Source organism: Methylobacterium sp. WL12 (genome assembly GCF_008039475.1).
GTDB lineage: Bacteria > Pseudomonadota > Alphaproteobacteria > Rhizobiales > Beijerinckiaceae > Methylobacterium > Methylobacterium cerastii.
Genome location: NZ_VRUW01000016.1, coordinates 50,893 through 74,600 on the forward strand (window position 1 = coordinate 50,893; position 23,708 = coordinate 74,600).

At 70.4% G+C, this 23,708-nt stretch carries 19 protein-coding genes; 14 read left to right on the forward strand and 5 right to left on the reverse strand.

From position 1 onward, the window contains the following. The first annotated feature begins 4 nt into the window (after positions 1-4). Positions 5-865 carry a phosphatidate cytidylyltransferase gene (locus FV226_RS09120; protein ID WP_147762657.1) on the forward strand — a complete coding sequence of 287 codons (861 nt, stop codon included), beginning with the start codon at positions 5-7 and terminating at the stop codon, positions 863-865. 14 nt (positions 866-879) lie between these two features. After that, entirely contained in the window at positions 880-2,058 is a 1,179-nt protein-coding gene (gene dxr, locus FV226_RS09125) for a 1-deoxy-D-xylulose-5-phosphate reductoisomerase (RefSeq protein WP_147762658.1), read from the forward strand. Positions 2,059-2,231: 173 nt separating this feature from the next. Here the strand turns inward: dxr and FV226_RS09130 are convergent, their stop codons facing one another. Beyond that, positions 2,232-2,873 carry a TetR/AcrR family transcriptional regulator gene (locus FV226_RS09130; RefSeq protein ID WP_147750505.1) on the reverse strand — a complete coding sequence of 214 codons (642 nt, stop codon included), beginning with the start codon at positions 2,871-2,873 and terminating at the stop codon, positions 2,232-2,234. A gap of 128 nt (positions 2,874-3,001) precedes the next feature. Here FV226_RS09130 and FV226_RS09135 point away from each other — a divergent pair, with 128 nt between their 5' ends. The 9 genes from FV226_RS09135 to lpxB all read left to right on the forward strand — a co-directional run bounded on the left by FV226_RS09135 (position 3,002) and on the right by lpxB (position 14,794). After that, entirely contained in the window at positions 3,002-4,222 is a 1,221-nt protein-coding gene (locus FV226_RS09135; RefSeq protein ID WP_147762659.1) for an HlyD family secretion protein, read from the forward strand. Positions 4,223-4,227: 5 nt separating this feature from the next. Beyond that, positions 4,228-5,829 (forward strand): DHA2 family efflux MFS transporter permease subunit, encoded by a 1,602-nt coding sequence (locus tag FV226_RS09140; protein WP_147762660.1) that lies wholly within the window; start codon positions 4,228-4,230, stop codon positions 5,827-5,829. Positions 5,830-6,058: 229 nt separating this feature from the next. Continuing rightward, the gene (gene rseP / locus FV226_RS09145) at positions 6,059-7,213 is read left to right on the forward strand and encodes an RIP metalloprotease RseP (protein ID WP_147762661.1); all 1,155 of its coding nucleotides are present in this window, start codon (positions 6,059-6,061) and stop codon (positions 7,211-7,213) included. Positions 7,214-7,630: 417 nt separating this feature from the next. Continuing rightward, positions 7,631-10,210 carry an outer membrane protein assembly factor BamA gene (gene bamA / locus FV226_RS09150; RefSeq protein WP_147762662.1) on the forward strand — a complete coding sequence of 860 codons (2,580 nt, stop codon included), beginning with the start codon at positions 7,631-7,633 and terminating at the stop codon, positions 10,208-10,210. 57 nt (positions 10,211-10,267) lie between these two features. Further along, positions 10,268-11,326 (forward strand): UDP-3-O-(3-hydroxymyristoyl)glucosamine N-acyltransferase, encoded by a 1,059-nt coding sequence (gene lpxD / locus FV226_RS09155; protein WP_147750510.1) that lies wholly within the window; start codon positions 10,268-10,270, stop codon positions 11,324-11,326. A 153-nt stretch (positions 11,327-11,479) separates the two neighbouring features. Beyond that, positions 11,480-11,944: a 3-hydroxyacyl-ACP dehydratase FabZ gene (gene fabZ / locus FV226_RS09160; RefSeq protein WP_147750511.1), complete on the forward strand. Its 465-nt coding sequence runs from the start codon at positions 11,480-11,482 to the stop codon at positions 11,942-11,944. Continuing rightward, complete coding sequence (gene lpxA / locus FV226_RS09165; RefSeq protein WP_147762663.1) at positions 11,941-12,759, forward strand: acyl-ACP--UDP-N-acetylglucosamine O-acyltransferase; 819 nt, start codon at positions 11,941-11,943, stop codon at positions 12,757-12,759. Before fabZ ends, lpxA begins: the two co-directional genes overlap by 4 nt. 8 nt (positions 12,760-12,767) lie before the next feature. Further along, the gene (lpxI, locus tag FV226_RS09170) at positions 12,768-13,649 is read left to right on the forward strand and encodes a UDP-2,3-diacylglucosamine diphosphatase LpxI (RefSeq protein WP_147762664.1); all 882 of its coding nucleotides are present in this window, start codon (positions 12,768-12,770) and stop codon (positions 13,647-13,649) included. Further along, complete coding sequence (gene lpxB / locus FV226_RS09175) at positions 13,646-14,794, forward strand: lipid-A-disaccharide synthase (protein WP_147762665.1); 1,149 nt, start codon at positions 13,646-13,648, stop codon at positions 14,792-14,794. Before lpxI ends, lpxB begins: the two co-directional genes overlap by 4 nt. A gap of 44 nt (positions 14,795-14,838) precedes the next feature. On the opposite strand, the gene gltA is transcribed toward lpxB, so the two are convergent. Then, complete coding sequence (gltA, locus tag FV226_RS09180) at positions 14,839-16,128, reverse strand: citrate synthase (protein ID WP_147750515.1); 1,290 nt, start codon at positions 16,126-16,128, stop codon at positions 14,839-14,841. Between the two features lie 208 nt (positions 16,129-16,336). Continuing rightward, positions 16,337-17,764 (reverse strand): glutamate--tRNA ligase, encoded by a 1,428-nt coding sequence (gene gltX / locus FV226_RS09185; RefSeq protein WP_147762666.1) that lies wholly within the window; start codon positions 17,762-17,764, stop codon positions 16,337-16,339. A 243-nt stretch (positions 17,765-18,007) separates the two neighbouring features. Here gltX and FV226_RS09190 point away from each other — a divergent pair, with 243 nt between their 5' ends. Further along, positions 18,008-20,341: a ComEC/Rec2 family competence protein gene (locus FV226_RS09190; RefSeq protein WP_147762667.1), complete on the forward strand. Its 2,334-nt coding sequence runs from the start codon at positions 18,008-18,010 to the stop codon at positions 20,339-20,341. Here FV226_RS09190 and lexA read toward each other — a convergent pair. Both lexA and FV226_RS09200 read right to left on the reverse strand, forming a co-directional pair. Next, complete coding sequence (lexA, locus tag FV226_RS09195; RefSeq protein WP_147762668.1) at positions 20,335-21,084, reverse strand: transcriptional repressor LexA; 750 nt, start codon at positions 21,082-21,084, stop codon at positions 20,335-20,337. The two genes, FV226_RS09190 and lexA, sit on opposite strands and share 7 nt — an antisense overlap. A 163-nt stretch (positions 21,085-21,247) precedes the next feature. Continuing rightward, entirely contained in the window at positions 21,248-22,186 is a 939-nt protein-coding gene (locus FV226_RS09200) for a hydroxyacid dehydrogenase (protein WP_147762669.1), read from the reverse strand. Between the two features lie 368 nt (positions 22,187-22,554). Here FV226_RS09200 and FV226_RS09205 point away from each other — a divergent pair, with 368 nt between their 5' ends. Both FV226_RS09205 and FV226_RS09210 read left to right on the forward strand, forming a co-directional pair. Then, positions 22,555-22,938, forward strand: a complete 384-nt coding sequence (locus FV226_RS09205; RefSeq protein WP_147729619.1) for a response regulator — start codon at positions 22,555-22,557, stop codon at positions 22,936-22,938. Between the two features lie 38 nt (positions 22,939-22,976). Next, positions 22,977-23,501: a protein phosphatase CheZ gene (locus FV226_RS09210; protein ID WP_246691538.1), complete on the forward strand. Its 525-nt coding sequence runs from the start codon at positions 22,977-22,979 to the stop codon at positions 23,499-23,501. Positions 23,502-23,708: the final 207 nt, after the last annotated feature.

A 23,708-nucleotide genomic window follows, 5' to 3' on the forward strand; every position in this document is an offset into this window, starting at 1 on the left:
GCTGATGGCCGTCCCCGACGCCACCGCTGGCGCCCTGAAGAACCCTTTCGCGAACCGTGAGTTCGGCCTTCGCGTCGTCTCGGGGCTGGTGCTGGCGGCGATCGTCGTGGCCGCCCTGGTGCTCGGCGGCTGGGCGTTCGCCGCGATCTGGCTCGTGGCCGGCATCGTCGGGGCCGCCGAGTGGATCGGCATGAGCCGCACGGTGCCGCGCCGCGCGCTCCTCGCCGTCGTCGCCGGCACGCTGATCCTGGCAGCCGCCTGCTTCGAGGGCGACGCGCCGCGCTACGCAGTGCCGGCCATCCTGGTGCTCGGCGCCGTGCTCTGCCTCGTCCTGGCGCAGGGGAATGCTGGACGCCTGCGGGCGCTCGGTGCGCTGTCCGGCGGCGCCGTGATCGCCCTGGTGCCGGTGGCCCTGCGCGATGCGCCGACGATCGGCATCCTCGGGCCGGCCTGGATGTTCGCCGTGGTCTGGTCGACCGACGTCGTCGCCTACTTCACCGGCCGGACGCTCGGCGGCCCGAAGCTGATGCCGCGGGTGTCGCCGAAGAAGACTTGGTCCGGCGCGCTCGGCGGCCTCGCCGGGGCGGTCGCCGCCGGGATCGGCGTCGTCATGCTCGCCCGGGCCCAGGGCTGGAGCCCGCTCGCCGCGACCTCGCTGGTCTGGGTCGGGCTCGCCAGCGCCGTCGCCTCCGTCCTGAGCCAGGGCGGCGACCTCGTCGAATCGGGCCTGAAGCGCCGTTACGGCGTGAAGGATTCCGGCGCGTCGATCCCCGGCCATGGCGGGGTGATGGACCGGCTCGACGGGTTCTTCGCCGTCGCGCTGCTGGCCGGCCTGTACCTGATCCTGCGCCGCCTCGCGGCCTGACGGAGTTTTACGCCGTGACCCACACCGTCACCATCCTGGGCGCCACGGGCTCGATCGGCCGCTCGACCACCGACTTGGTGGCCCAGCACCCGGACCGCTTCCGGGTCGGCGCCGTCGTCGGCGGCCGCGACGCCGCCGCCCTGGCCAAGGTCGCGCGCGAGACCGGGGCGCGCTTCGCCGCCTTGGCCGACCCGGCCGGCGGGCCGGCGCTCGCCGAGGCGTTGTCGGGCTCCGGCATCCCGAGCGGGGCGGGCGAGGCGGCGGTCCTCGACGCGGTGGCGCAGGACGCCGACATCGTCGTCGCCGCGATCAGCGGCGCGGCCGGGCTGAAGCCGACCCACGCGGCGCTCCGCCTCGGGCGCCGGGTCGCGCTCGCCAACAAGGAGAGCCTGGTCTGCGCCGGGGACGCCTTCATGCGCGACGCCAAGCGCTACGGCGCGACGATCCTGCCGATGGATTCCGAGCACGACGCGCTCAGCCAGGCGATGGCCGGGCGGCCGCTCGCGGACGTGCGCACCATGATGATCACCGCGTCCGGCGGCCCCTTCCGGACCTGGACACGCGAACGCATCGCGGCCGCCTCGCCGGCCGAGGCCGCCGCCCACCCGACCTGGTCGATGGGCATGAAGATCAACATCGATTCCGCCTCCCTGATGAACAAGGGGCTGGAGTTGATCGAGGCGCACCACCTGTTCGGCATCGAGCCGGACCGCCTCGACGTGGTGGTGCATCCGCAATCGGTGATCCACGGCATGATCTACTGGCTCGACGGCGCCGTCACCGCCGAGCTGGCGCTGCCCGACATGCGGGTTCCGATCTCGCACTGCCTGGGCCTCGGTGACCGCCTGACCATCGCCCGCGGCCGGCCCCTCGACCTCGTGGCCCTCGGCAGCCTCACCTTCGAGGCGGCCGACGAAGCGCGCTTCCCCTGCCTGGCGCTCGCCCGCGCGGCGCTCGCCGAGGGCGGCGCCGCGCCGACCGTGATGAACGCGGCCAACGAGATCGCGGTGGCGGCCTTCATCGCCGGCGCGATCCCGTTCTACGGCATCGCCGAACTCGTCGAGCGCGCCATCGCGCATTTCTCAGGCCTCCACCGCACGGCGCCGGACGGCGTCGAGGAGGCCCTGGCCATCGATGCCGAAGTCCGGGCCTGGAGCACGGCGGCGCTGCCGCGGTTGCGCGCGGCGGGGTAAGCCGTCTCCGCCGTCATTCCGCGGCGCCGCAGGCGAGCCCGGAATCCAGAGCCGCCGACGGTGCCATCTCGATCACGACCTAGGGTTCTGGATTCCGGGTTCTGCTTCGCAGCCCCGGAATGACGGAGCGGATGCGGTAAGCATCGACGCCGATCATACCCAAACGCGGCTCGTCACCGCTCCGGGCCGTACCCCGCGAAGAACACCCGCACGGCTTCCCGGATGCGATAGTCGATCTCGTCCCGCGTCACCGGATCGCCGGCGTTGAACAGCAACCGCGTCAGCAGGCCGGCCTGGCAGAGGTGGAGGAAGTGCTTGGCGGCGAGGTTCGTGTCGTCAGCCTTCAGGCGCCCGGCCGTGACCTGCGCGTCGAGGTAGGCGGTGAGCCGCGCCACGCCCATCGCCGGGCCGGCCTCGAAGAAGGCTTGGCCGAAGCGCGGAAACTTCTCGCACGCCCCGATCACCATGCGGATCACCGCCACGTGCTCGGGGCGGACCATCTCGATGAGGTAGGTGGTGCCGAGCCGCGTCAGCACGGCGGCGACGTCGGGGTCGTCGGCGTCGAGCCTGAACAGCGCCTCGGCGAGGCCGCGCTTCTCCTCCAGGGTCAGCGCCTCGAACAACGCCTCCTTGCTGTCGAAGTAGACGTAGAGCGTGCCTTTCGAGACCCCAGCCGTGCGGGCGATCTCGCCCATGCTCGCCCCGTCGAAGCCCGCACCCATGAAGACCTGGCGCGCGCCGTCGAGGATCTGGCGGCGCTTGTCGCTTTCCGGCGTCGCGGCATCTCGTTCCAGCGTGGCGGAGGTCGCGGGCATCTTTCCGATCCTGATTGACCGAACCGTTCGGTCAATGATATTTACCGCGTTGGATCGGCAGACGTCAAACTTTTAGCGCCGATGACCGAACGGTTCGGTCAGCAAGTTTCGAGACTGGGATTTCGGGCATGTCGTTGCGCGAGTATGGCGACCGGATCGATGCGGTCGAGACGGCAGACGCCGTGCGGGACGACCGCGCCGAGGCGCCGCGTGCTGCCCCGAAGGTGGTTGAGCCGCCGCCCGCCGCCCCGAAGGCCGCCGAGCCGCCGGCAGCGAAGACGCGCTCGCGCAAGAAGCTGGTCTTGGCCGGCCTGCTCTGTGCGGTCCTCGCTGGGGGCGGCTACCAGGGCTGGCAGTACTGGACGGTCGGGCGGTTCTTCGTGTCCACGGACGACGCCTACGTGCAGGCCGACATCTCGGTGCTCGCGGCCAAGGTCTCCGGTTACCTCGAAGCGGTGCCGGTGGTGAACGGCCAGTCGGTGAAGAAGGGCGACGTGATCGCCCGGCTCGACGACGGCGACTATCGGCTCGCGCAGCAGGCGGCGCAGGACAAGCTCGCGACCCAGGAAAGCACGATCGTGCGGATCGGCCGGCAGGCCGACGCAGCCCAGGCGCAGGTCGCGCAGATGGCCGCACAGATCGACGCCACCAAGGCCGACGCGGTGCGCGCGCTCGCCGACTACAACCGCGCGACGCAGATGCAATCCGACTACGTCGCCAAATCCCGCCTCGACCAGGCCAAGGCCGACCGCGACCGGACCGACGCCGCGGTGAAGGGCGCAGAGGCTGGGCTGATCGCGGCGAAGGCCAACGTCGAGGTGCTGCATGCCCAGCAGCGCGAGGCCGAGAGCCTGGCCGCCGAACTGCGCACCGCCGTCGATCGCGCTAAGCGCGACGTGGCCTTCTCGACGATCCGGGCTCCGTTCGACGGCGTGGTCGGCAACAAGGCGGTCGAGGCTGGCGCCTACGTCGCGCCGGGCTCGCGCGTCGCCGCTCTGGTGCCGCTGAAAAGCGTACGCATCGATGCGAACTTCAAGGAGACGCAGCTCGTGCGCGTCCGCCCCGGGCAGCGCGTCCAGGTCGAGGTCGACGCCTATCCCGGCCGCGAGATCGAGGGTGAGGTCGAGTCGCTCTCGCCCGCCTCCGGTTCGGTGTTCAGCCTGTTGCCGCCCGACAACGCCACGGGCAACTTCACCAAGATCGTCCAGCGCCTGCCGGTACGGGTGAAGGTGCCGGCCGATATCGCCGCCGAAGGCCTGCTCCGGCCCGGCCTGTCGGTGACGGTCCGCATCGACACCCGCGACGGCGCCGACGCGCCGCTGCTTCGCACCGCGCACAAGCAGGACTGACGCCCATGGCCGCGAGCGCCGCCGTCGGACCCGGCCGCGGCCCGATCCCCGCCGTGCCGGCGGTGGCGGCCGAGCCGCCGCTCGACCGCCGCCGGATGGTGGCGTTCCTGTGCATGGTGTTTGGGATGTTCATGGCGATCCTGGACATCCAGATCGTCTCGGCCTCGCTCAACGAGATCCAGGCGGGCCTCTCGGCCTCGGGCGACGAAATCCCCTGGGTCCAGACCAGCTATCTCATCGCCGAGGTGATCTCGATCCCGCTCTCGGGCACCCTTTCGCGGGTGCTCTCGACCCGGTGGATGTTCGTGATCTCGGCCGGCGGCTTCACGCTGATGAGCGTGATGTGCGCCACCTCCTCGTCGATCAACGAGATGATCGTCTGGCGAGCGCTGCAGGGCTTCATCGGGGGCGGCATGATCCCGACGGTGTTCGCCTCCGCCTTCACCATCTTCCCCCCGTCCAAGCGCTCGATCGTCTCGCCGATGATCGGCCTCGTGGCGACGCTGGCGCCGACCATCGGCCCGACGGTGGGCGGCTACCTGACGGATCTCGGCTCCTGGCACTGGCTGTTCCTGATCAACGTGGTGCCCGGTATCGCCGTCACGGTCTCGACCTACGTCCTCGTCGACTTCGACGAGCCGAACCTCGACCTGTTCAAGAGCTTCGACTGGTACGGGCTCGCCGGCATGGCCGGCTTCCTCGGTTGCCTCGAATACGTTCTCGAGGAGGGACCGAACCACGATTGGCTGCAGGACGACGCGGTGGCGATCTGCGCCGTGATCGGCGTGGTGTCGGCGGTCGGCTTCTTCTGGCGGGTCTTCACCGCGAAACAACCGATCGTGGACCTGCGCGCCTTCACCGACCGGAACTTCGCCGCCGGCTGCGCCGCAAGCTTCGTCCTCGGCATCGGCCTGTATGGGCTGACCTACCTCTATCCGGTCTACCTCGCCCGGGTCCGCGGCTACTCGGCGCTGCAGATCGGCGAGACGATGTTCGTCTCGGGCCTGTGCATGTTCGCCACCGCACCGATCGCCGGGCGTTTCTCCGGCAAGGTCGATCCGCGCATCCTCATGGCGATCGGGTTCACGGGCTTCGCCGCCGGAACCTGGATCGTCACCGGCCTGACCAAGGATTGGGACTTCTGGGAGCTGCTGTGGCCGCAGGTGCTGCGCGGCTGCTCGCTGATGCTGTGCATGATCCCGATCAACAACATCGCGCTCGGCACCCTGCCGCCGGCCCGGATCAAGAACGCGTCGGGTCTCTACAACCTCACCCGCAACCTCGGCGGCGCGGTGGGGCTCGCGCTGATCAACACCCTGCTCAACGACCGCTGGGACCTGCACCTCGCCCGCCTGCACGAGCGCTTCACCTGGGCCAACGGCGCGGCCCTGGAGCGCCTCGACGCGATGCGGCGCCAGTTCGAGGCGACCGGGGGCGACGCGGAGAAGATGGCCTTGAAGGCGATGACCAACACCGTGCGGATGCAGGGCCTGGTGATGAGCTTCGAGGACGTGTTCCTGGTGCTCACCGGCCTGTTCCTGACGATGGCGCTCGCCACCCCCCTGATCCGTAAGCCGGCGGCCGTCGCCGGCGGCGGCGCGCACTGACGCATCGGGCCAGGCTGCGTTCGCAAGCTGGGTTCGCAGGCGGCGTTCGCAAGCGGCGTTCGAAGGACGGGATTGCGGGGAAAACCACGGCGTGCGCCCCGCAGGCGTCGCGGCGCGCGCGCGCTCGTGCCACGCTGGAGATCGGGTCGCGCAGGTTTGCGTTGGATCACCACGGCACCGATCTGCTAGGACGGAACGCTGGGCCCGCGCGCGGCCCGAGGATCGACGCATGGATTTCCTGACCGCGATGGGCGGCACGGCCACCGGCTTCTTCGGTGCGGTGATCCCGTTCCTGTTCGTTCTGACCGTCGTGGTCTTCGTCCACGAGATGGGGCACTTCCTCGTCGGCCGCTGGTGCGGCGTCGGCGTCCACGCCTTCTCGATCGGCTTTGGGCCGGAGCTTGTCGGCTTCAACGACCGGCATGGCACCCGCTGGAAGCTCTGCGCCATCCCGCTCGGCGGCTACGTCAAGTTCCACGGCGACGCCAACGGCGCCAGCGTACCCTCGCCCGAGGCGATCTCGCGGATGACCCCGCAGGAGCGGGCGACCAGCTTCCCGACCCAGCCGGTGGCCAAGCGCGCGGCGATCGTCGTCGCCGGCCCGGTGGCGAACTTCATCCTGGCGATCCTGCTGTTCGCCGGCGCGATCTGGCTCGGCGGCCGCATGGAGCTGCCGGCCCGGGTCTCGGCGATCGACCCCAACAGCGCCGCCGCGCAGGCCGGCTTCCAGCCCGGCGACCTCGTGAAGAGCATCGACGGCGAGCCGGTCGCCGACTTCAACGCGATGTACCGCATCGTCACCGGCAGCGCCGGGACGCCGCTGAACTTCGTCGTCGAGCGCGCCGGGGCCGACGTCCCGATCGTCGCGACCCCGGCCGTCTACGAGGAGAGCACCAAGTTCGGCCGCCACCGGATCGGGCGCCTCGGCATCCGCTCGCCGGCAGCCTCCGAGGCGAAGCTCGTCACCTACGGCCCCGTCGCCTCCCTCGGGCTCGGCGTCCACGAGACCGCGTTCGTGGTGGAGCGGACCTTCTCCTACCTCGGCAAGCTGGTGACCGGCCGCGAATCCGCCGACCAGCTCTCCGGCCCGATCGGCATCGCCCGCGTCTCCGGCGAGGTCGCCAAGGTCGGCGGCATCGGCGGGCTGATCGGGCTGATCGCGCTGCTCTCGGTCTCGATCGGCCTGCTCAACCTGTTCCCGGTGCCGCTGCTCGATGGCGGGCACCTGCTGTTCTACGCCTTCGAGGTGGTGCGCGGCCGCCCCCTGAGCGAGCGTGCGCAGGAGATCGGCTTCCGACTCGGGCTCGCGCTCGTGCTGGTCCTGATGATCTTCGCGGCCTGGAACGACATCCTCAACCTCGGCGCCTCCTGGCGCGCGACCTGAGCGTCGCGGCGCCCTTCGGCGGGCGCCCGGCGCGGGGCGCCGCATTCCCGCCGTGATTGGGTCCGCGGGAGCCTCGCCGGGCGCCCGATCGGGCCGCGGCACCGCACCCGCCGAAACGCCTCCAGATGGTTTCGAAGGCGTTGCGGCGATCCCATTCGCGCCAGGAATGTCGTGATGCGGCAGGGATTTACCGTTCGTTTACCCTGCGACGAATTGGACGGGAACTTCGCGTCACCGTTAAGTGGCCTGAAGGCCACGGCCCTCCAAAATCCAGGTCATGGGGCCTCCCGCGCCGTTTGCTTGGCTCGGGAATCCCGGTAAGAGCTACGCTTGGACCAGGTATTACGGGACGGCCGGTCAACGGCCGCCCGTGGCGGGTGCGAACCCGATCCGATAATAAGACAGACGGGCGAATAGATGATGTCGATGACGGGGAAGCACCGGCGTAAGTCGGTGAAGCGGACCATCGTCCTAGCCGCCGCGGCGGGCATTGCGCTGACCGGGGTCGCGCAGGCCCAGCAGATCGTCGTCCAGGGCAACCGGCGCGTCGACGCCGACACCATCCGTTCCTACGTCACCGGCACCGCATCAGGCTCCGCCGAGGAAGCCCGCCGCAACCTGCTCGCGAGCGGCATGTTCGCCGACGTGAAGGTCGCCGCCAGCGGCGGTCGCACCGTCGTGACGGTCCGCGAGAACAACCTGATCAACCGGGTCGTGTTCGAGGGCAACAAGAAGATCGAGAAGGCGACCCTCGAAGGTCAGGTCGAGGCGAAAGCTCGCGGCGCCTTCAACGAGGCCGTGGTCAAGTCCGACATGGCGCGGATCAAGGAAGTCTACCGCCGCGCCGGCCGCGGGACCGCCAAGGTCACCTACCGCACCGTCGATCTGCCGAACGGCTCGGTCGACGTGATCTACCAGATCGACGAGGGCGACAAGACCGGCATCGTGTCGATCAGCTTCGTCGGCAACAGCGCCGTGAGCGAGCGGACCTTGAAGGGGCTGGTCTCCTCGTCCGAAATGAACTTCCTGTCGTTCATCAAGACCTCCGACGTCTACGATCCCGATCGCATCGCCAACGACCTCGACCTCGTCCGCCGCTACTACCTGCGCAAGGGCTACGCCGACTTCCGCATCGTCAACGCCGACGCCCGCTACGTCGAGGGCCCGGACGCCAACGGCTGGGTGATCACGGTCACCGTCGAGGAAGGCGAGCAGTACACGGTCGGCGCCGTGGCGGTGGATTCCCGCCTGCCGGGCCTCGACACGACGCGCCTCGACGGCGAGGTCCGCACCGCGGTCGGCGACATCTACAACGCCGAGGACGTCGAGAAGACCCTGTCGGGCCTGACCAACGACGTGGCGCGTGCTGGCTACCCCTTCGCCCAGGTCCGCCCGACCGGCCAGCGCGACCGCGCGACCCACCAGGTCTCCCTCGGCTTCGTCGTCGAGGACGGCCCGCGCGTCTACGTCGAGCGCATCAACATCCGCGGCAACACCCGCACGCGCGACTACGTCATCCGCCGCGAGCTCGATATCGCCGAGGGCGACGCCTACAACCGCGTGCTGACCGACCGGGCCGAGCGCCGCCTGAACGGCCTGGGCTTCTTCAAGAAGGTCCGCTTCTCGAACGAGCCGGGCTCCTCGCCCGATCGCGTCGTGATCAACATCGACGTCGAGGATCAGCCCACGGGCTCGTTCTCGGTGGCCGGCGGCTACTCCACCCAGGACGGCATCATCGGCGAGGTCTCGGTCTCCGAATCGAACTTCCTCGGCCGCGGCCAGTACGTCCGCCTCGCCGGAACCGGCGGTCAGTATTCCCGCGGCGTCGACTTCTCGTTCACGGAGCCGTACTTCCTCGGCTACCGCCTCGCAGCCGGCTTCGACGCGTTCTACAAGTACAGCGACCTGACCCGCTACTCGCGCTACGAGACCACCGTCTACGGCGGCCAGCTCCGCATCGGCCTGCCGGTGACCGAGCAGTTCGGCGTCACGCTGCGCTACTCGCTGTACAACACCGAGCTGAAGGTCCCGAACTCGATCAAGCAGCCCTACAACGACTGCTCGAACCCGATCCCGGGCCTCACCGACGTCTACACCGCCAACGACGCGCGTGGGACGGTCGATCCCGCGACCGGCCGGAGCCGCGTCGGCCTCGCCTCCTACCCGAACTGCGCCTACAACGGCGAAGCGTCGATCGCGATCAAGGGCTCGCAGGGCAACACGCTCACCTCGCTCGCCGGCCTGACGCTGGCCTACTCGACGCTCGACGTGATCGGCGCGCCGCGCAACGGCCTCTACGCCGAGCTGAAGCCCGACCTTGCGGGTCTCGGCGGCGACTCGAAGTTCTTCCGCGTCACCGGCGACGCCCGGTACTACAAGGAGCTCTACGAGGACGTCGTCGGCTTCGTCCGCATCCAGGGCGGTCACATCGAGGCGCTCGACAGCAACCCGCTGCGCATCACCGACCAGTTCTTCCTCGGGCCGTCGCTCGTCCGCGGCTTCGCCCCCAACGGCATCGGACCGCGCGACGTCGGCACCACCGACGCCCGCTCCAACGCCATCGGCGGCTCGACCTACGTCGGCGGCACCCTCGAGATCCAGTTCCCGCTCCCCTACGTGCCGCGTGATCTCGGCCTGAAGGGCGCGGTCTTCGCCGACGCCGGCACGCTGTTCGGCTATCACGGCCGCACGAACTTCGACGTGAACGGCGACAACTTCATCAACGGCACCGCGCCCGGCGGCGCCTGCAACTTCAACGCCTTCAGCATCGGCGTCGAGCCGGAATGCGTGAACGTCCGCGACAAGACCACGATTCGCTCGTCGGTCGGCGCCTCGATCCTGTGGAACTCTCCCCTCGGCCCGATCCGCTTCGACTACGCCTATGCCCTCAGCAAGGACGAAGGCGTGAAGGTCTTCGTGCCGACGCTCGGCAAGTACGGCCATATCGGCGCGGACCAGACGCAGGCGTTCCGCTTCTCCGGCGGCTCGCGGTTCTGATCTCGGAAAAAAGGTCGCGCGCCGCCTCGGGTTTCCCGGGGCGGCGCGTTGTCGTGCATGCCTGATCCCGTCTTCTTCATCCCACAGCCCGGTCTGACCCTCGGCCACGTCGCCGAGGCGGCGGGCCTTCCCGTGCCCGAGGGCTTCGATCCGGCGCATCGGGTCGACGCCGCCGCGCCCCTGGAAACCGCGGGGTCGCACGACCTCGCCTACATGGACAACGCCCGCTACGGCGAGGCGCTCGCCGCGACCCGGGCCGGCATCTGCCTCGTCGCCCCGCGCTTCGCCGCCCGCGTCCCCGCCGGCACCGCCGGGCTCGTCCTGCGCGATCCCTACCGCGTCTACGCCGACCTCCTCGGCCGTCTGCATCCGGACGCACTCCGCCCCGGCTCGCAGTTCGGCGCCCGTGGCGTCGCGCCGGGCGCCCACGTCCACCCCGACGCGCGCCTGGAAGACGGCGTCACGGTCGATCCCGGCGCGGTCGTCGGCCCCGGGGCCGAGGTCGGCGCGGGCACGGTGATCGGCCCCGGCGCCAGCATCGGCCCCAACGTGCGGATCGGGCGGGATTGCGCCGTCGGCGCCGGCGTCACCTTGAGCCACGCGCTCATCGGCAACCGCGTCATCCTCCATCCCGGCGCCCGCATCGGCCAGGACGGCTTCGGGTTCCACATGGGCGCGACCCACCTCAAGGTGCCGCAGGTCGGCCGGGTGATCGTGCAGGACGACGTCGAGATCGGCGCCAACACGACGGTGGACCGCGGTGCCTCACGCGACACGGTGATCGGCGAGGGCACCAAGATCGATAACCTCGTGCAGATCGCCCATAACGTGGTGATCGGCCGCCACTGCGTGATCGTCTCGGGCGTCGGCATCTCCGGCTCGACGACGCTGGAGGACTACGTCGTACTCGGCGGGCAGGTCGGGGTCGTCGGCCACCTTCGCATCGGCCGCGGGTCGCAGATCGCCGGCTCCTCCAACGTCAACCGCGACGTGCCGCCCGGCAGCCGCTGGGGTGGCACGCCGGCCAAGCCCGTCCGCGCCTGGTTCCGCGAGCTGACCACGCTCGCCCGCCTCGCCGAGCGCAGCGGCCGCGACGAGCCTGCCGACAAGGGCTGATCGTCCAAGCTCCCGATCGTCCAAGGCCCTGATCGTCCAAGATCCGGCGTCGGCCGCGCTTGCATCCGGGCGCCGTTTGGGTCGAAAGGACGGGGATCGGTGACGACGGGCGGGCGCGGATGCGCGGCGTCGAGGCGAGGATCGAAGAGATCGATGAGTGAGACGGCGCGTGAACTCGGCTCGGCCGACATCCAGAAGGTGCTTGAGCTGTTGCCGCACCGCTACCCGTTCCTGATGATCGACCGGATCATCGAGATCGACGGCGACGAGAGCTGCATCGGCATCAAGAACGTCACCGTCAACGAGCCGCAATTCACCGGGCACTTCCCGAACATGCCGGTGTTCCCCGGGGTGCTGCTGATCGAGGGCATGGCCCAGACGGCGGGCGCGATCTGCTGCCGGCACATCATGGAGAGCAACGTGCAGACCAAGCAAGTGTTCTTCATGACCATCGACAAGTGCAAGTTCCGCAAGCCGGTGGTGCCGGGCGATCAGGTCCGCTTCCACATGAAGAAGACTAACAATCGCAAGACGATGTGGTGGTTCCACGGAGAGGCCCGCGTCGACGGCGTCCTCGTGGCGGAGGCCGACATCGGGGCCATGCTGGTGACCGCGTGAGCGCGCCCGCGATCCATCCGAGCGCGATCGTCGAGGACGGCGCCGAGATCGGCGACGGCTGCCGCATCGGGCCGTTCTGCCATGTCGGCCCGCAGGTGGTGCTCGGCGTCGATTGCGAGCTCGTGAGCCACGCGGTGGTGGCGGGCGACACCCGGATCGGCGCGCGGACGAAGATCTATCCCTTCGCCTCGATCGGCCACCCGCCGCAGGACCTGAAGTACAAGGGCGAGGCCTCGACGCTGCGGATCGGCTCCGATTGCCTGATCCGCGAGGGCGTGACCATGAATCCGGGCACCGAGGGCGGCGGCCTGGAGACCGTGGTCGGCGACCGCTGCACCTTCCTGGCCAACGCCCATGTGGGCCATGACGGCCATGTCGGCAGCGACGTGATCTTCTCGAACAACGTCATGCTCGCCGGCCATTGCAGCGTCGGCGACTACGCGATCCTCGGCGGCGGCGCCGCGGTGATCCAGTTCGCCCGCGTCGGCGCGCATGCTTTCGTCGGCGGTCTGTCGGCCCTGGAGAACGACTGCATCCCCTACGGCATGGTGCTCGGCAACCGCGCTTCGCTCTCGGGCCTCAACATCGTCGGCCTCCAGCGACGGGGCTTCGCCCGCGAAGACATCCATGCGCTGCGCCGCGCTTACCGTTCGCTCTTCGCGGCCGAGGGCACGCTGATGGAGCGGGTGGAAGACGTGGCTTCGGAGTTCGAGAGCCACCCGGCGGTCCGCGAGATCCTCGATTTCATCCGCGCCGGCGGCAAGCGCTCGATCTGCACGCCGCGCGAGGCGCCGGCTCCCGTCGGCGGCGCCTGAGCCCGCCGATGTCGGCTCCTCGGGCCGCACGGCCGGACGCGAGGCTGGTGCTGGTCGCAGGCGCCGGGCGCCTGCCGGAACAGGTCGCCCACTCCCTCGATCGTGCCGGCCGCGCCTTCAAGGTGCTGGCGCTGCGCGGCTTCACCGACCACGCCCTGCGCGCGCGGGCCGACGCCACGGTCGATCTCCTCGACATCGGCGAAACCCTGCGCATTCTCGAAGGCTGGGGGCCGGCCACCGTCGTGCCGGCCGGCGGCGTCGCGCGGCCGAGCCCCGCCGCGATCCTCAACGCGGCCGCCGCCTTCCGCAACCGGGTCGCACTCCGAAACCTCGCCGACGGCGGCGACGACCGGCTGCTGCGCGGCGCCCTCGCGCTGCTGGAGGAGAACGGCCACACCGTCTGCGGCGTCCACGAGGTCGCCCCCGACCTGCTGAGCCCCGCCGGCACGATCGGCGGCCACCGGCCGGACGCGGCGGGCGAGGCCTCCATCGCGACCGGCCGGGCGGTGCTGGCTGCGCTCTCGTCTTTCGATGTCGGCCAAGCGGTGGTGGTGGCGGCCGACCGGGTGCTCGCGGTCGAGGGGCCGGAGGGCACCGACCGCATGCTCGCCCGCGCCCGCGCGCTCGCACGGAAGCCTTGGGATCTGTTGCCCTGGGGCCGCATGCGGGCGCTGCCTGCGACCGTCCTGGTGAAGTGCGCCAAGGACGGCCAGGACTTGCGCATCGACTTGCCGGCGATCGGCCCGCGGACCGTCCGCAACGCGGCCGCCGCCGGCTGCGTCGGCCTCGCGGTGGAGGCCGGCCGCACCCTGTTGATCGACCGCCCGGAAACGATCGCCGAGGCCGACCGGCTCGGCCTCTTCCTGATCGGCATCGGAGTCGGCCCATGAAGATCTGGCTCGTGGCGGGCGAGGATTCCGGCGACCAGCTCGGCGCCAAGCTGATGGCGTCGCTGCGCGAGGCCGCGCCCGGCCCGGTAACCTTCGGCGGCGTCGGCGGGGAGGCGATGACGGCGCGGGGGCTGACCTCGCTCTTCCCCCTCGATGACGTGGCGGTAATGGGCTACCTGCCGGTGCTGGCGCGCCTACGCACGCTGCTGCGCCGCATCCGCCAGACCGTGGACGACGTGGTCGCCAACCGCCCGGACGTGCTCGTCATCATCGACAGCCCCGGCTTCACCCACGCGGTCGCCTCGCGCGTGCGCAAGCGCGCCCCGGAGATCCCGATCGTCGACTACGTCTCGCCGAGCGTGTGGGCGTGGCGGCCGTGGCGGGCGGCCTCGATGCGGGGGTTCGTCGATCACGTGCTGGCGCTGCTGCCGTTCGAGCCGGCGGCGCACCTACGGCTGAACGGGCCGCCCTGCACCTATGTCGGCCACCCCCTGATCGAGCGGTTCTCGGAGCTGCGGCCGGACGCGTCGGACGCCGCCCTGCGGGAGGCCGTGCCGTGGCGCGTGGTGGTGCTGCCGGGCTCTCGCCGCTCCGAGATCGAGCGGCTGATGCCGGTCTTCGGCCGGACGCTGGCGCGGCTGGCGCGGGACGTCGGCCCGATCGAAGCGGTGCTGCCTGCGGTCACCCGGCACCGCGCCCTGATCGAGCGCATGGCAAACGCCTGGAACGCGCCCGTGCGCATCGTCGCGGGCGAGACCGCGAAGTATGCCGCCTTCCGCCAAGCGCGGGCCGCGCTCGCCGCCTCCGGCACGGTGACGCTGGAACTCGCGCTGGCGGGGGTGCCGATGGTGGTGGCCTACAAGGTCTCGCGGGTCGAGGAGGCGGTGGCCCGGCGCCTGATCCAGGTGCCGACCATCGTGCTGCCGAACCTGATCCTGTCCGAGAACGCCATGCCGGAATTCGTTCAGGCCGAGTGCACCGAGGACCGCCTCGCCGCGGCGCTCGCCCCCCTCGTCACCGGCGGCACCGCGCGCGACCGCCAGGTGGCGGCCCTGAAGCGCATCGACGGCCTGATGCGGCTCCCCGACGACGAGGCGCCGAGCCGCAGCGCGGCGCGGGTGGTTCTGGCTGCGATCAAGGGCTGAGCGTCTCATCCCTCCCCCGCAGAGGGGGGAGGGTAGACCAGCCGTCAGCCGCGCTCGTTGATGCCGACGTAGTCGCGCTTGGTCGGGCCGACGTAGAGCTGGCGCGGGCGGCCGATCTTCTGCGAGGGATCCTCGATCATCTCGGCCCATTGCGCGATCCAGCCGACGGTGCGCGCCACCGCGAACAGCACCGTGAACATGTCGGTCGGGAAGCCCATCGCCTTCAGGGTGATGCCCGAGTAGAAGTCGATGTTCGGGTAGAGCTTCTTCTCGATGAAGTACTCGTCCTTGAGGGCGATCTCCTCGAGCTTCATCGCGACCTCGAGCAGCGGATCGTCGTTCTTGCCGAGTTCCTTCAGCACCTCGTGGGTGGTCTTCTGCATGATCCGCGCGCGCGGGTCGTAGTTCTTGTACACCCGGTGGCCGAAGCCCATCAGGCGGAACGGGTCGTTCTTGTCCTTGGCCTTGGCGACGTACTGATCGACGCGGTCCGGCGTGCCGATCTCCATCAGCATCTTCAAGGCCGCCTCGTTGGCGCCGCCATGCGCCGGCCCCCACAGGCAGGCGACGCCGGCCGCGATGCAGGCGAACGGGTTCGCGCCCGACGAGCCCGCGAGCCGCACCGTCGAGGTCGAGGCGTTCTGCTCGTGGTCGGCGTGCAGGATGAAGATCTTGTCCAGGGCCTTCGAAAAGATCGGGTTAACCTGGTAGTCCTCGCACGGGACGGCGTAGCACATCCGCAGGAAATTCGAGGTGTAGTCGAGATCGTTCTTCGGATACACGAACGGCTGGCCGATCGAGTATTTGTAGGCCATCGCCGCTAGCGTCGGCATCTTGGCGATCATGCGCATCGACGCGATCATGCGCTGGCTCTCGTCCGTGATGTCGGTCGAGTCGTGGTAGAAGGCCGAGAGCGCGCCGACGGAGGCGACCATCACCGCCATCGGGTGCGCGTCGCGGCGGAAGCCGGTGAAGAACCGGTTCATCTGGTCGTGCACCATGGTGTGGCGCGTGACGCGGTAGTCGAAGTCGGCCTTCTGACCCGGCGTCGGCAGCTCGCCGAACAGCATCAGGTAGCAGGTCTCGAGGAAGTCGCCCTGCTCGGCGAGCTGCTCGATCGGGTAGCCGCGATAGAGCAGCACGCCCTCGTCGCCGTCGATGTAGGTGATCTTCGATTCGCACGAGGCGGTCGAGGTGAAGCCGGGGTCGAAGGTGAAGGCGCCGGTCTGCGCGTAGAGCTTGCCGATGTCGACGACGTCGGGGCCGATCGTACCGCTCTTGACCGGCAGAGAGACCTCTTTGCCGTCCACGGTGATGGTGCTGGCTGCGCTCATGGAACGTGGACCCTTTCCTGGCAACGAATCGGTGCCGGCCCAAGGCTCGGCTCCGCGCCGCCCTGGACCCGAAGTCACCTGCATTTTGCTGCAGGTGCTCACAGGCCCACCGGTTAGCGGATCGGCCGGGCGCCAGCAACGGCGCGGATGACAACCACGCCCCGACGCCAAGCGAAAACCGGGCCGCGCGTGCGCTGCGGCGAAAGCCTCAGCTTTTCGTGATCCGGTCGGCGAGGCGGGCGAGGCTTTCCTCGCGGCCGAGGACCGCCATCACGTCGAACAGCGGCGGCGAGGTGGTGCGGCCGGTGAGCGCCGCCCGCAGCGGCTGCGCCACCTGCCCGAGCTTCAGCCCCTCGGTCTCGGCGAAGAGCCGCACCGCGGCTTCCGTCGCGGCGGCGCTCCACTCGGGCAGGGCCTCGAGCACCGGCAGGATCGCGGCGAGGCGTGCGCGGGCCTCGTCGGTGAGGAGGGCGGCAGCCTTCTCGTCCGGTACCAGCGGACGCGCGGCGGTGAGGTAGTAGGCGCTGTCGAGCAGCTCGATCAGGGTCTTGGCCCGCTCCTTCAGCCCCGGCATCGCCGCGACGAGCTTTTCGCGCAGGTCAGGCGCGAGGGGGGCGACGAGGCCGCGCTCCGGGCCGACGTTCGGCAGGATGCGCTCGATCGCGTCGACCAGGTCCCCATCCGCTGCGCCGCGGATGTAGAGGCCGTTGAGGTTCTCGAGCTTGGCGAAGTCGAACCGCGCCGGCGAGCGGCCGATCGCCTTGAGGTCGAAGGCCGCCACCATCTCCTCAGTGGAGAACACCTCCTTGTCGCCGTGGCTCCAGCCGAGGCGGACGAGGTAGTTGCGCAGCGCCGCCGACAGGTAGCCGAGGTCGCGGTAGGCGTCGACGCCGAGCGCGCCGTGGCGCTTGGACAGCTTGGCCCCGTCGGCCCCGTGGATCAGCGGGATGTGCGCCATCCGCGGCACCTCCCAGCCCAGCGCTGCAAAGATCTGGCTCTGGCGGGCCGCGTTGGTGAGGTGGTCGTCGCCGCGGATCACCTGGGTCACGCCCATGTCGTGGTCGTCGACGACGACGGCGAGCATATAGGTCGGGTTGCCGTCCGAGCGCAGCAGCACGAGGTCGTCGAGGTCGCGGTTGGCCCAGGTGACGCGGCCCTGCACCGCGTCGTCCACCACCGTCTCGCCCTCGCTCGGGGCGCGCAGCCGGATCACCGGCTTTACCCCCGCCGGCGCGTCGGACGGGTCGCGGTCGCGCCAGCGCCCGTCGTAGCGCAGCGGCTTGCCGGCGGCCCGCGCCTGCTCACGCATCTGCGTCAGCTCGTCCTGCGTCGCGTAGCAGCGATAGGCGTTGCCTGAGGCCAGCAGACTCTCGGCGACCTCGCGGTGGCGCTCGGCGCGGGCGTACTGGAACACCACGTCGCCGTCCCAGTCGAGCCCCAGCCAGCGCATCCCGTCGAGGATGGCGTCGATCGCCCCTTGCGTCGATCGCTCGCGGTCGGTGTCCTCGATTCGCAGCAGCATCCGGCCGCCCATCCGGCGGGCGTAGAGCCAATTGAACAGCGCCGTGCGGGCACCGCCAATATGGAGGTAGCCCGTGGGCGAGGGCGCGAAGCGCGTGACGACGGCTGACGACATCGGACGATGGATCTTTTGGTGAAGGGGCGAGGAGCACCCTGGTCGCGGCGCGGATCGACCGATCCGGTTGCGCGCGTCTAGATCGCTCCGCGGCGAAGGGAAAGGCGGTTCGGCGTCCGCGAAGACGCACGCAAAGCTGAGGACCCGCACCGGAACCCAGTTCCGACCGCTCTAGCACGCCCGTGCGGATGCGTTAACAATCCGCTCCGGCGCAGCGGCCTCGCGCCGGCCGGTGTGCCGATCATGGCGCGGGACATCGTACGATCGACGGGACGGGCCGTCGCTGGACCGGCTCTCGGGCGCTTCATCGCGCCCGCCGTGCTCGGGCCGGCTTTGCGCGGCTGGGTCGTCGGCGGCCTTGTGATCGAGGCCGAGCAGCGCCGGCTGTTCCCCTGGCTCGCGGTCGCCTTCGGCGCCGGCATCCTTGTGTTCTTCACCGCCACCGACGGGATGCCCGCGCTCTGGGCCCCCCTCGCTGCGGCGGCGGCCTGCGCCGCGACCCTGCCGTTCCTCGGTGGTCGGCCGGTGGCTTTGGCGATTGCGCTCGGGCTTGCCGCAGCGCTCCTCGGGTTCTCGGCGAGCGCCCTGCGGGTGTCGCGGGTGGCCGCGCCCGTGCTGACCCGCACGATGATCGCCCCGCTCGAAGGGCTGATCGAGTCGCTGGAGGAGCGGGAGGAGGGCGCCCGCCTCGTGGTCCGGGTCGCGAGCCTCGGCACGATGTCGGCGGCCGAGCGCCCGGTCCGCGTGCGCGTCTCGTTCAAGAAGGCGCCGCCCTTGCGGCCGGGCGACTTCATCGCCGCCACCGCTCGCCTGCTACCGCCCCCGGAGGCGGCGCGGCCGGGCGGCTACGACTTCGCCCGCGACGCCTACTTCCGCGGCATCGGCGCGGTCGGCTCCTTGTTGAGAAAGATCGCGGTGAAGCCGCCGCCGGAGCCGGTGCCGTGGTCGCTCCGCCTTGCGGCTGCGGTGGACGACGCCCGAAACGCGCTCACCCGCCGGATCACCGACGCCAACCGCGGCCAGGCCGGCGCGGTCGCGGCCGCCCTCGTGACCGGCAAGCGCGGGCTGATCGCGCCGGCGACCAACGACACCTTGCGGGCGGCCGGAATTTATCACGTCGTTTCTATCTCTGTACTCCACATGGTGCTGGCCGCCGGCGTCGTGTTCTGGCTCGTGCGGGCCGGGCTCGCGCTGGTGCCGTTCCTCGCGCTGGCCTGGCCGATCAAGAAGATCGCCGCGGCGCTGGCGATGGTCGGCGTCACCGCCTACTGCGTCTTCTCCGGTTGGGACATCGCCGCCGAGCGCTCCCTCGTCATGACCCTGATCATGCTCGGCGCGATCCTGGTCGACCGCCCGGCGTTGAGCATGCGCAACCTCGCCCTCGCCGCGCTCATCGCGCTGGCGCACGAGCCGGAGGGGCTGCTCGGCCCGAGCTTCCAGATGTCGTTTGGGGCGGTGGCCGGCCTCATCGCCTGCGCCCGGCTGATCGACGGGCGCCTGTTCCGCCGCGATGGCGCCGGGCGGATCGGCCGGCTGATCGCCCTGGGGCTGACGACGGTCGTCGGCACGCTCGGCACGACGCTGGTGGCCCAGGTCGCCACCGCACCCTTCGCGACCTACCACTTCCAGACGGTGCAGCCTTTCGGGCTGATCGGTAACGCGCTCACGCTGCCGCTGGTCTCGCTCGCGGTGATGCCGGCGGCGGTGCTCGGCATCGTCGCCTACCCGTTCGCCCTCGATCAGCCGGTCTGGTGGCTGATGGGCCTGGCAGTGCGGGGGATGCTGACGATCTCCGAATGGATCGAAGGGCTCGGGCGCGCCAACGTGGTGGTGCCGGCCTTCGGCACCGGGGCGCTCGGGTGCCTTGCCGCGGCGCTTCTGCTCGCGACGCTGCCGGTCTCGCGCCTGCGCTGGCTCGCCCTGCCGCCGGCGCTGCTGGGGCTCGGCCTCGCGACGGCGCCGGCACGCTTCGAAATCTACGTCGATCGCCAGGGCAGCGGTGCCGCGGTGCGCCGGATCGACGGCAGCCTCGTCGCCCTCGGCAAGCCGTCGAACTTCGTGCTGGAGCAATGGCTGAAGGCCGACGGCGACGGCCGGACCGGCGCGCAGGCGACCGGGGGCGCTACGTGTGACCGGATCGGTTGCGTCCTACGGCTCGCCGATGGCCGCGCGGTGGCGCTCCTGAAGGACCGCCGCGGCTTCGCCCAGGATTGCGCCAACGCCGCGGTGTTGATCACGCCGCTCTCCGCGCCGCCCGGCTGCGCCGCAGCCCTCGTCATCGATCGCGCCTACCTCGCCGCCCACGGCGCGGTGGCGATCCGCCTGCAGCCGGACGGCTTCACGGTGAGTCGGACCCGCGAGCCGGGGCGGACGCTGCCGTGGCGACCGGCCCAAGCCCGCGTGCCGGCCAAGCCAGCCGACCAGCCGGTGCCAGAATCGCCTTTACCCGGCGAGATCAAGCCGAAGTACGTACCTTTCCAGGGCATGGCGCCGCCGAATCCGCGGACCGAACCGGCGCCCGACGACCCGGCCGCGGACGGCCCCGACGCCGAGATGCCGGCGGAGACGCTTCAGTAACGGCGGACGAGGCTGACCAACCGCCCCTGGATCTGGACGCGATCCGGCCCGAGCACGCGGGTTTCGTAGGCGGGGTTGGCCGCTTCCAGTGCGATCGACGAGCCGCGCCGCCGCAGGCGCTTCAGCGTCGCCTCCTCATCGTCGATCAGCGCGACGATGATGTCGCCGGTGTTGGCGGTGTCCTGCTTGCGGATCACCACGAGGTCGCCGTCGAGGATGCCGGCCTCGACCATCGAATCGCCGCGGACCTCCAGTGCGTAGTGCTCGCCGCCGGCGAGGAAGTCCGGCGACATGGTGATCGCGTGGCTCTGGTTCTGGATCGCCGAGATCGGAGTTCCGGCGGCGATCCGGCCCATCACCGGGATCGACACGGAGCGACCGCTGTCATCGACCATCTGCGTCGTCGGCCGAGGCGGCACCGCCTTGGCGCGCCCGCCCTCCACCACGCTCGGGGTGAAGCGGCGTGGCGCGGGCGCCGCCACCGGGGCGGGCGCCGCCACCGGGGCGGGCGCCGCCATGCGGCCGGCGCCTTCGGGCATCCGCAGGACCTCGATCGCCCGGGCGCGGTTGGGAAGCCGGCGCAGGAAGCCGCGCTCCTCGAGGGCGGTGATCAGCCGATGGATGCCCGATTTCGACTTGAGGTCGAGGGCGTCCTTCATCTCGTCGAACGAGGGCGGGACGCCGTCCTCGCGCATCCGCTCATCAATGAATCGTAGGAGATCCAGCTGTTTACGGGTCAGCATCGGCGAGCTCGCGAGAAAGAGCGGCCGCACGAAGGTGAAGCCGCAGAAACAAAACACGAACACGTTAAACGTTCGTCAAGTGTTCCGCAAGGGTTCTTGTCGCGACGCGCTGCGCGGACAGACGAATTCGTTACGCGACGGTGCCAGCGCGGCACGGCGAGGTTCAGCCCTCCAGGCTTCGCCGCACGGCGCGGGCCGTGACGGCGGAGACGCGCACGTTCGATTCCTGCGTCACGCCCGCGATGTGCGGCGTCAGGATCAGGTTCGGCACGTCGGCGAACAGTGCCCCGCCCATAGCATCCAGCGGCTCCTCCGCGAACACGTCCAGCGCCGCCCCGCCGAGATGGCCCGACCGGAGCGCGTCAACGACTGCGCGCTCGTCCACCACGCCCCCGCGGGCGGCGTTGATCAGGATCGCGCCCGGTGGCATTCGGGTGATCGCGTCGGAGCCGATCATCCCCCGCGTCGCCTCGGTGAGCGGCACGTGCAGGGAGAGCACGTCGCTCGAAGCGATCAGCGCGTCGAGTTCGGCACGCGCCACCGAGCCGTGGGCCGGGCGCCACGCGGTGTCCTCGGGCGTCAGGTACGGGTCGAAGGCCGAGACCGCCATGTCGAGCGCCGCGGCGCGCCGGGCGGTCTCGCGGGCGATGGCACCGAAGCCGACGAGGCCGAGGCGCTTGCTGGCGATCTCGCGCCCCATCAACGCGTTGCGCGGCCACGCCCCCGCCGCCACCTGCGCGCTGGCACCGTAGGCGCCGCGCAGCAGCAGCAGAGCCGTGCCGATCACGTACTCGGCCACCGCGCCGTCGTTGGCGCCGATCGCGGGATGGACCGCGATACCGCGGGCTGCGCAGGCCGGCAGGTCGATGTTGTCGAGGCCGACGCCGAGGCGGCCCACCACCTTGAGGTCGGGAGCCGCTGCCAGCAGGTCGCCGCGCACCTGCGTGCGGTTGCGGACGATCAGCCCCGCCGCCTCTTGGAGCGCCGCGCGCAGGGCGTCGGGCCGGTCGACGAGGGTCGGATCGTAGAGCGTCTCGAACCCGGCGAGCTCCGCCCGGATCGCGGCCTCGTCCATGAACTCGCTGATGACGACCTTGAGCATCGCGTGCCGATCCTGTTTCGCACCGCGGCCTAGCCTCCCCCGCGTGCGTCTCCGCCGGGCGCCGTGCCCGCCTGCGGGGCCGTCATCTCGCGTCAGGGCGCATCGGTAAAGGCCGCGCCGGCTCATCGCGAGGGAACGGGCGTGCCGACGCAGCGCCGTTTGGGCTCGGACGGCATTCGTGTCCCGCACATCAGTATTCGGGCGTCGCCGCCCCGGGTGGCGCTGGACCGGCGCGTGATTAACCGCTTCGCAAGGCAAACCGGCTTAGGTTTGGACCCATGAGGTGCGGCCGGCGGCGGCGCCTTTCGACAATGCGTGACCGACGCCGACCCGAGCCGGCGATTCGGAGACACCGGAGCAGTTTCACCATGGCCCTCGACCTCAGCATGCCGATCCTGGTCGTCGACGACTACCAGACGATGGTCCGCATCATCCGCAACCTCCTGAAGCAGCTCGGCTTCGAGGAGGTCGACGACGCCTCCGATGGCACGGCCGCCCTGGCGCGCCTCAAGGGCCGCAAGTACGGCCTGGTCATCTCCGACTGGAACATGGAGCCGATGACCGGCTACGAGCTGCTTCGCCACGTCCGCGCCGACGAGGGCCTGCGCACCACGCCGTTCATCATGGTCACCGCGGAATCGAAGACCGAGAACGTCATCGCCGCCAAGAAGGCCGGCGTGAACAACTACATCGTCAAGCCGTTCAACGCCGCCACCTTGAAGAGCAAGATCGAAGCGGTCTGCGGCGCCTGAGCGGCCACTCGGGGACGACACGCGGAGGAGTGCTGACGATGGGTGTGCAAAGACCGCTCGGCGCGGCGATCAACCCTGCGACGATGGTCACCGAGTTGATGGAGATCGCGGACTACACCGCCCACGTACGCGACGAGATCGCGGCCTTGCGCGCCAACGAGCTGACGCACGACCGCATCCCGATGGCGCACGAGGAGCTCGGCAACGTCCTGGCGGCGACCGCTGGCGCCACCAACTCCATCATGGAGGCGGCCGAGTCGATGCTGGCGTTGCCGGACGGGCCCGGCTACCGCGACGCGGTCGAAAGCGGCATCGGCACTATCTTCGAGGCCTGCGCCTTCCAGGACATCACCGGCCAGCGCATCGGCAAGGTCGTCGCCGCCCTGCAGCAGTTCGAGGTGCGGCTCGCGCGCTTCTCCAGCGCCGTGCGGGCACGGGACGCGGCCGGCCAGGATCCGGCCGAGGCCGAGCGCAACGAGCGCGCACAGCGCCTGCTCTTGAACGGCCCGCAGCCGAACGGCCCTGCCACCGCCCAGGACGACATCGACGCCCTGTTCGCCTGACCCTCGACGGGCCGGCGCCGCCCCCGCTAAAGCATTTTCAAGCGAGGTGGATGCCGGCTCGCGTGAAGAAAATGCTCTAGCAGGCTGCTGCAGAAGTCGCTGGCAGGCTTGTGGCGGAGATGATTCACTCTGTTAGAGGCAGGGGTGGGATCAGGCGATGCGCGGGCGCGGAGATCGGTCGGAGAACCTGTTCAGCTACGTCCGCCT

Coding starts and splice junctions, on each gene's coding strand:
- FV226_RS09130 (WP_147750505.1), bottom strand. CDS start 2,873: ATGCCCGCGACCTCCGCCACGCTGGAACGAGATGCCGCGACGCCGGAA.
- FV226_RS09120 (WP_147762657.1), top strand. CDS start 5: ATGGCCGTCCCCGACGCCACCGCTGGCGCCCTGAAGAACCCTTTCGCG.
- bamA (WP_147762662.1), top strand. CDS start 7,631: ATGATGTCGATGACGGGGAAGCACCGGCGTAAGTCGGTGAAGCGGACC.
- lpxD (WP_147750510.1), top strand. CDS start 10,268: ATGCCTGATCCCGTCTTCTTCATCCCACAGCCCGGTCTGACCCTCGGC.
- lexA (WP_147762668.1), bottom strand. CDS start 21,084: ATGCTGACCCGTAAACAGCTGGATCTCCTACGATTCATTGATGAGCGG.
- FV226_RS09135 (WP_147762659.1), top strand. CDS start 3,002: ATGTCGTTGCGCGAGTATGGCGACCGGATCGATGCGGTCGAGACGGCA.
- lpxI (WP_147762664.1), top strand. CDS start 12,768: ATGTCGGCTCCTCGGGCCGCACGGCCGGACGCGAGGCTGGTGCTGGTC.
- FV226_RS09205 (WP_147729619.1), top strand. CDS start 22,555: ATGGCCCTCGACCTCAGCATGCCGATCCTGGTCGTCGACGACTACCAG.
- FV226_RS09140 (WP_147762660.1), top strand. CDS start 4,228: ATGGCCGCGAGCGCCGCCGTCGGACCCGGCCGCGGCCCGATCCCCGCC.
- FV226_RS09210 (WP_246691538.1), top strand. CDS start 22,977: ATGGGTGTGCAAAGACCGCTCGGCGCGGCGATCAACCCTGCGACGATG.
- rseP (WP_147762661.1), top strand. CDS start 6,059: ATGGATTTCCTGACCGCGATGGGCGGCACGGCCACCGGCTTCTTCGGT.
- gltA (WP_147750515.1), bottom strand. CDS start 16,128: ATGAGCGCAGCCAGCACCATCACCGTGGACGGCAAAGAGGTCTCTCTG.
- FV226_RS09200 (WP_147762669.1), bottom strand. CDS start 22,186: ATGCTCAAGGTCGTCATCAGCGAGTTCATGGACGAGGCCGCGATCCGG.
- lpxB (WP_147762665.1), top strand. CDS start 13,646: ATGAAGATCTGGCTCGTGGCGGGCGAGGATTCCGGCGACCAGCTCGGC.
- FV226_RS09190 (WP_147762667.1), top strand. CDS start 18,008: ATGGCGCGGGACATCGTACGATCGACGGGACGGGCCGTCGCTGGACCG.
- fabZ (WP_147750511.1), top strand. CDS start 11,480: ATGAGTGAGACGGCGCGTGAACTCGGCTCGGCCGACATCCAGAAGGTG.
- gltX (WP_147762666.1), bottom strand. CDS start 17,764: ATGTCGTCAGCCGTCGTCACGCGCTTCGCGCCCTCGCCCACGGGCTAC.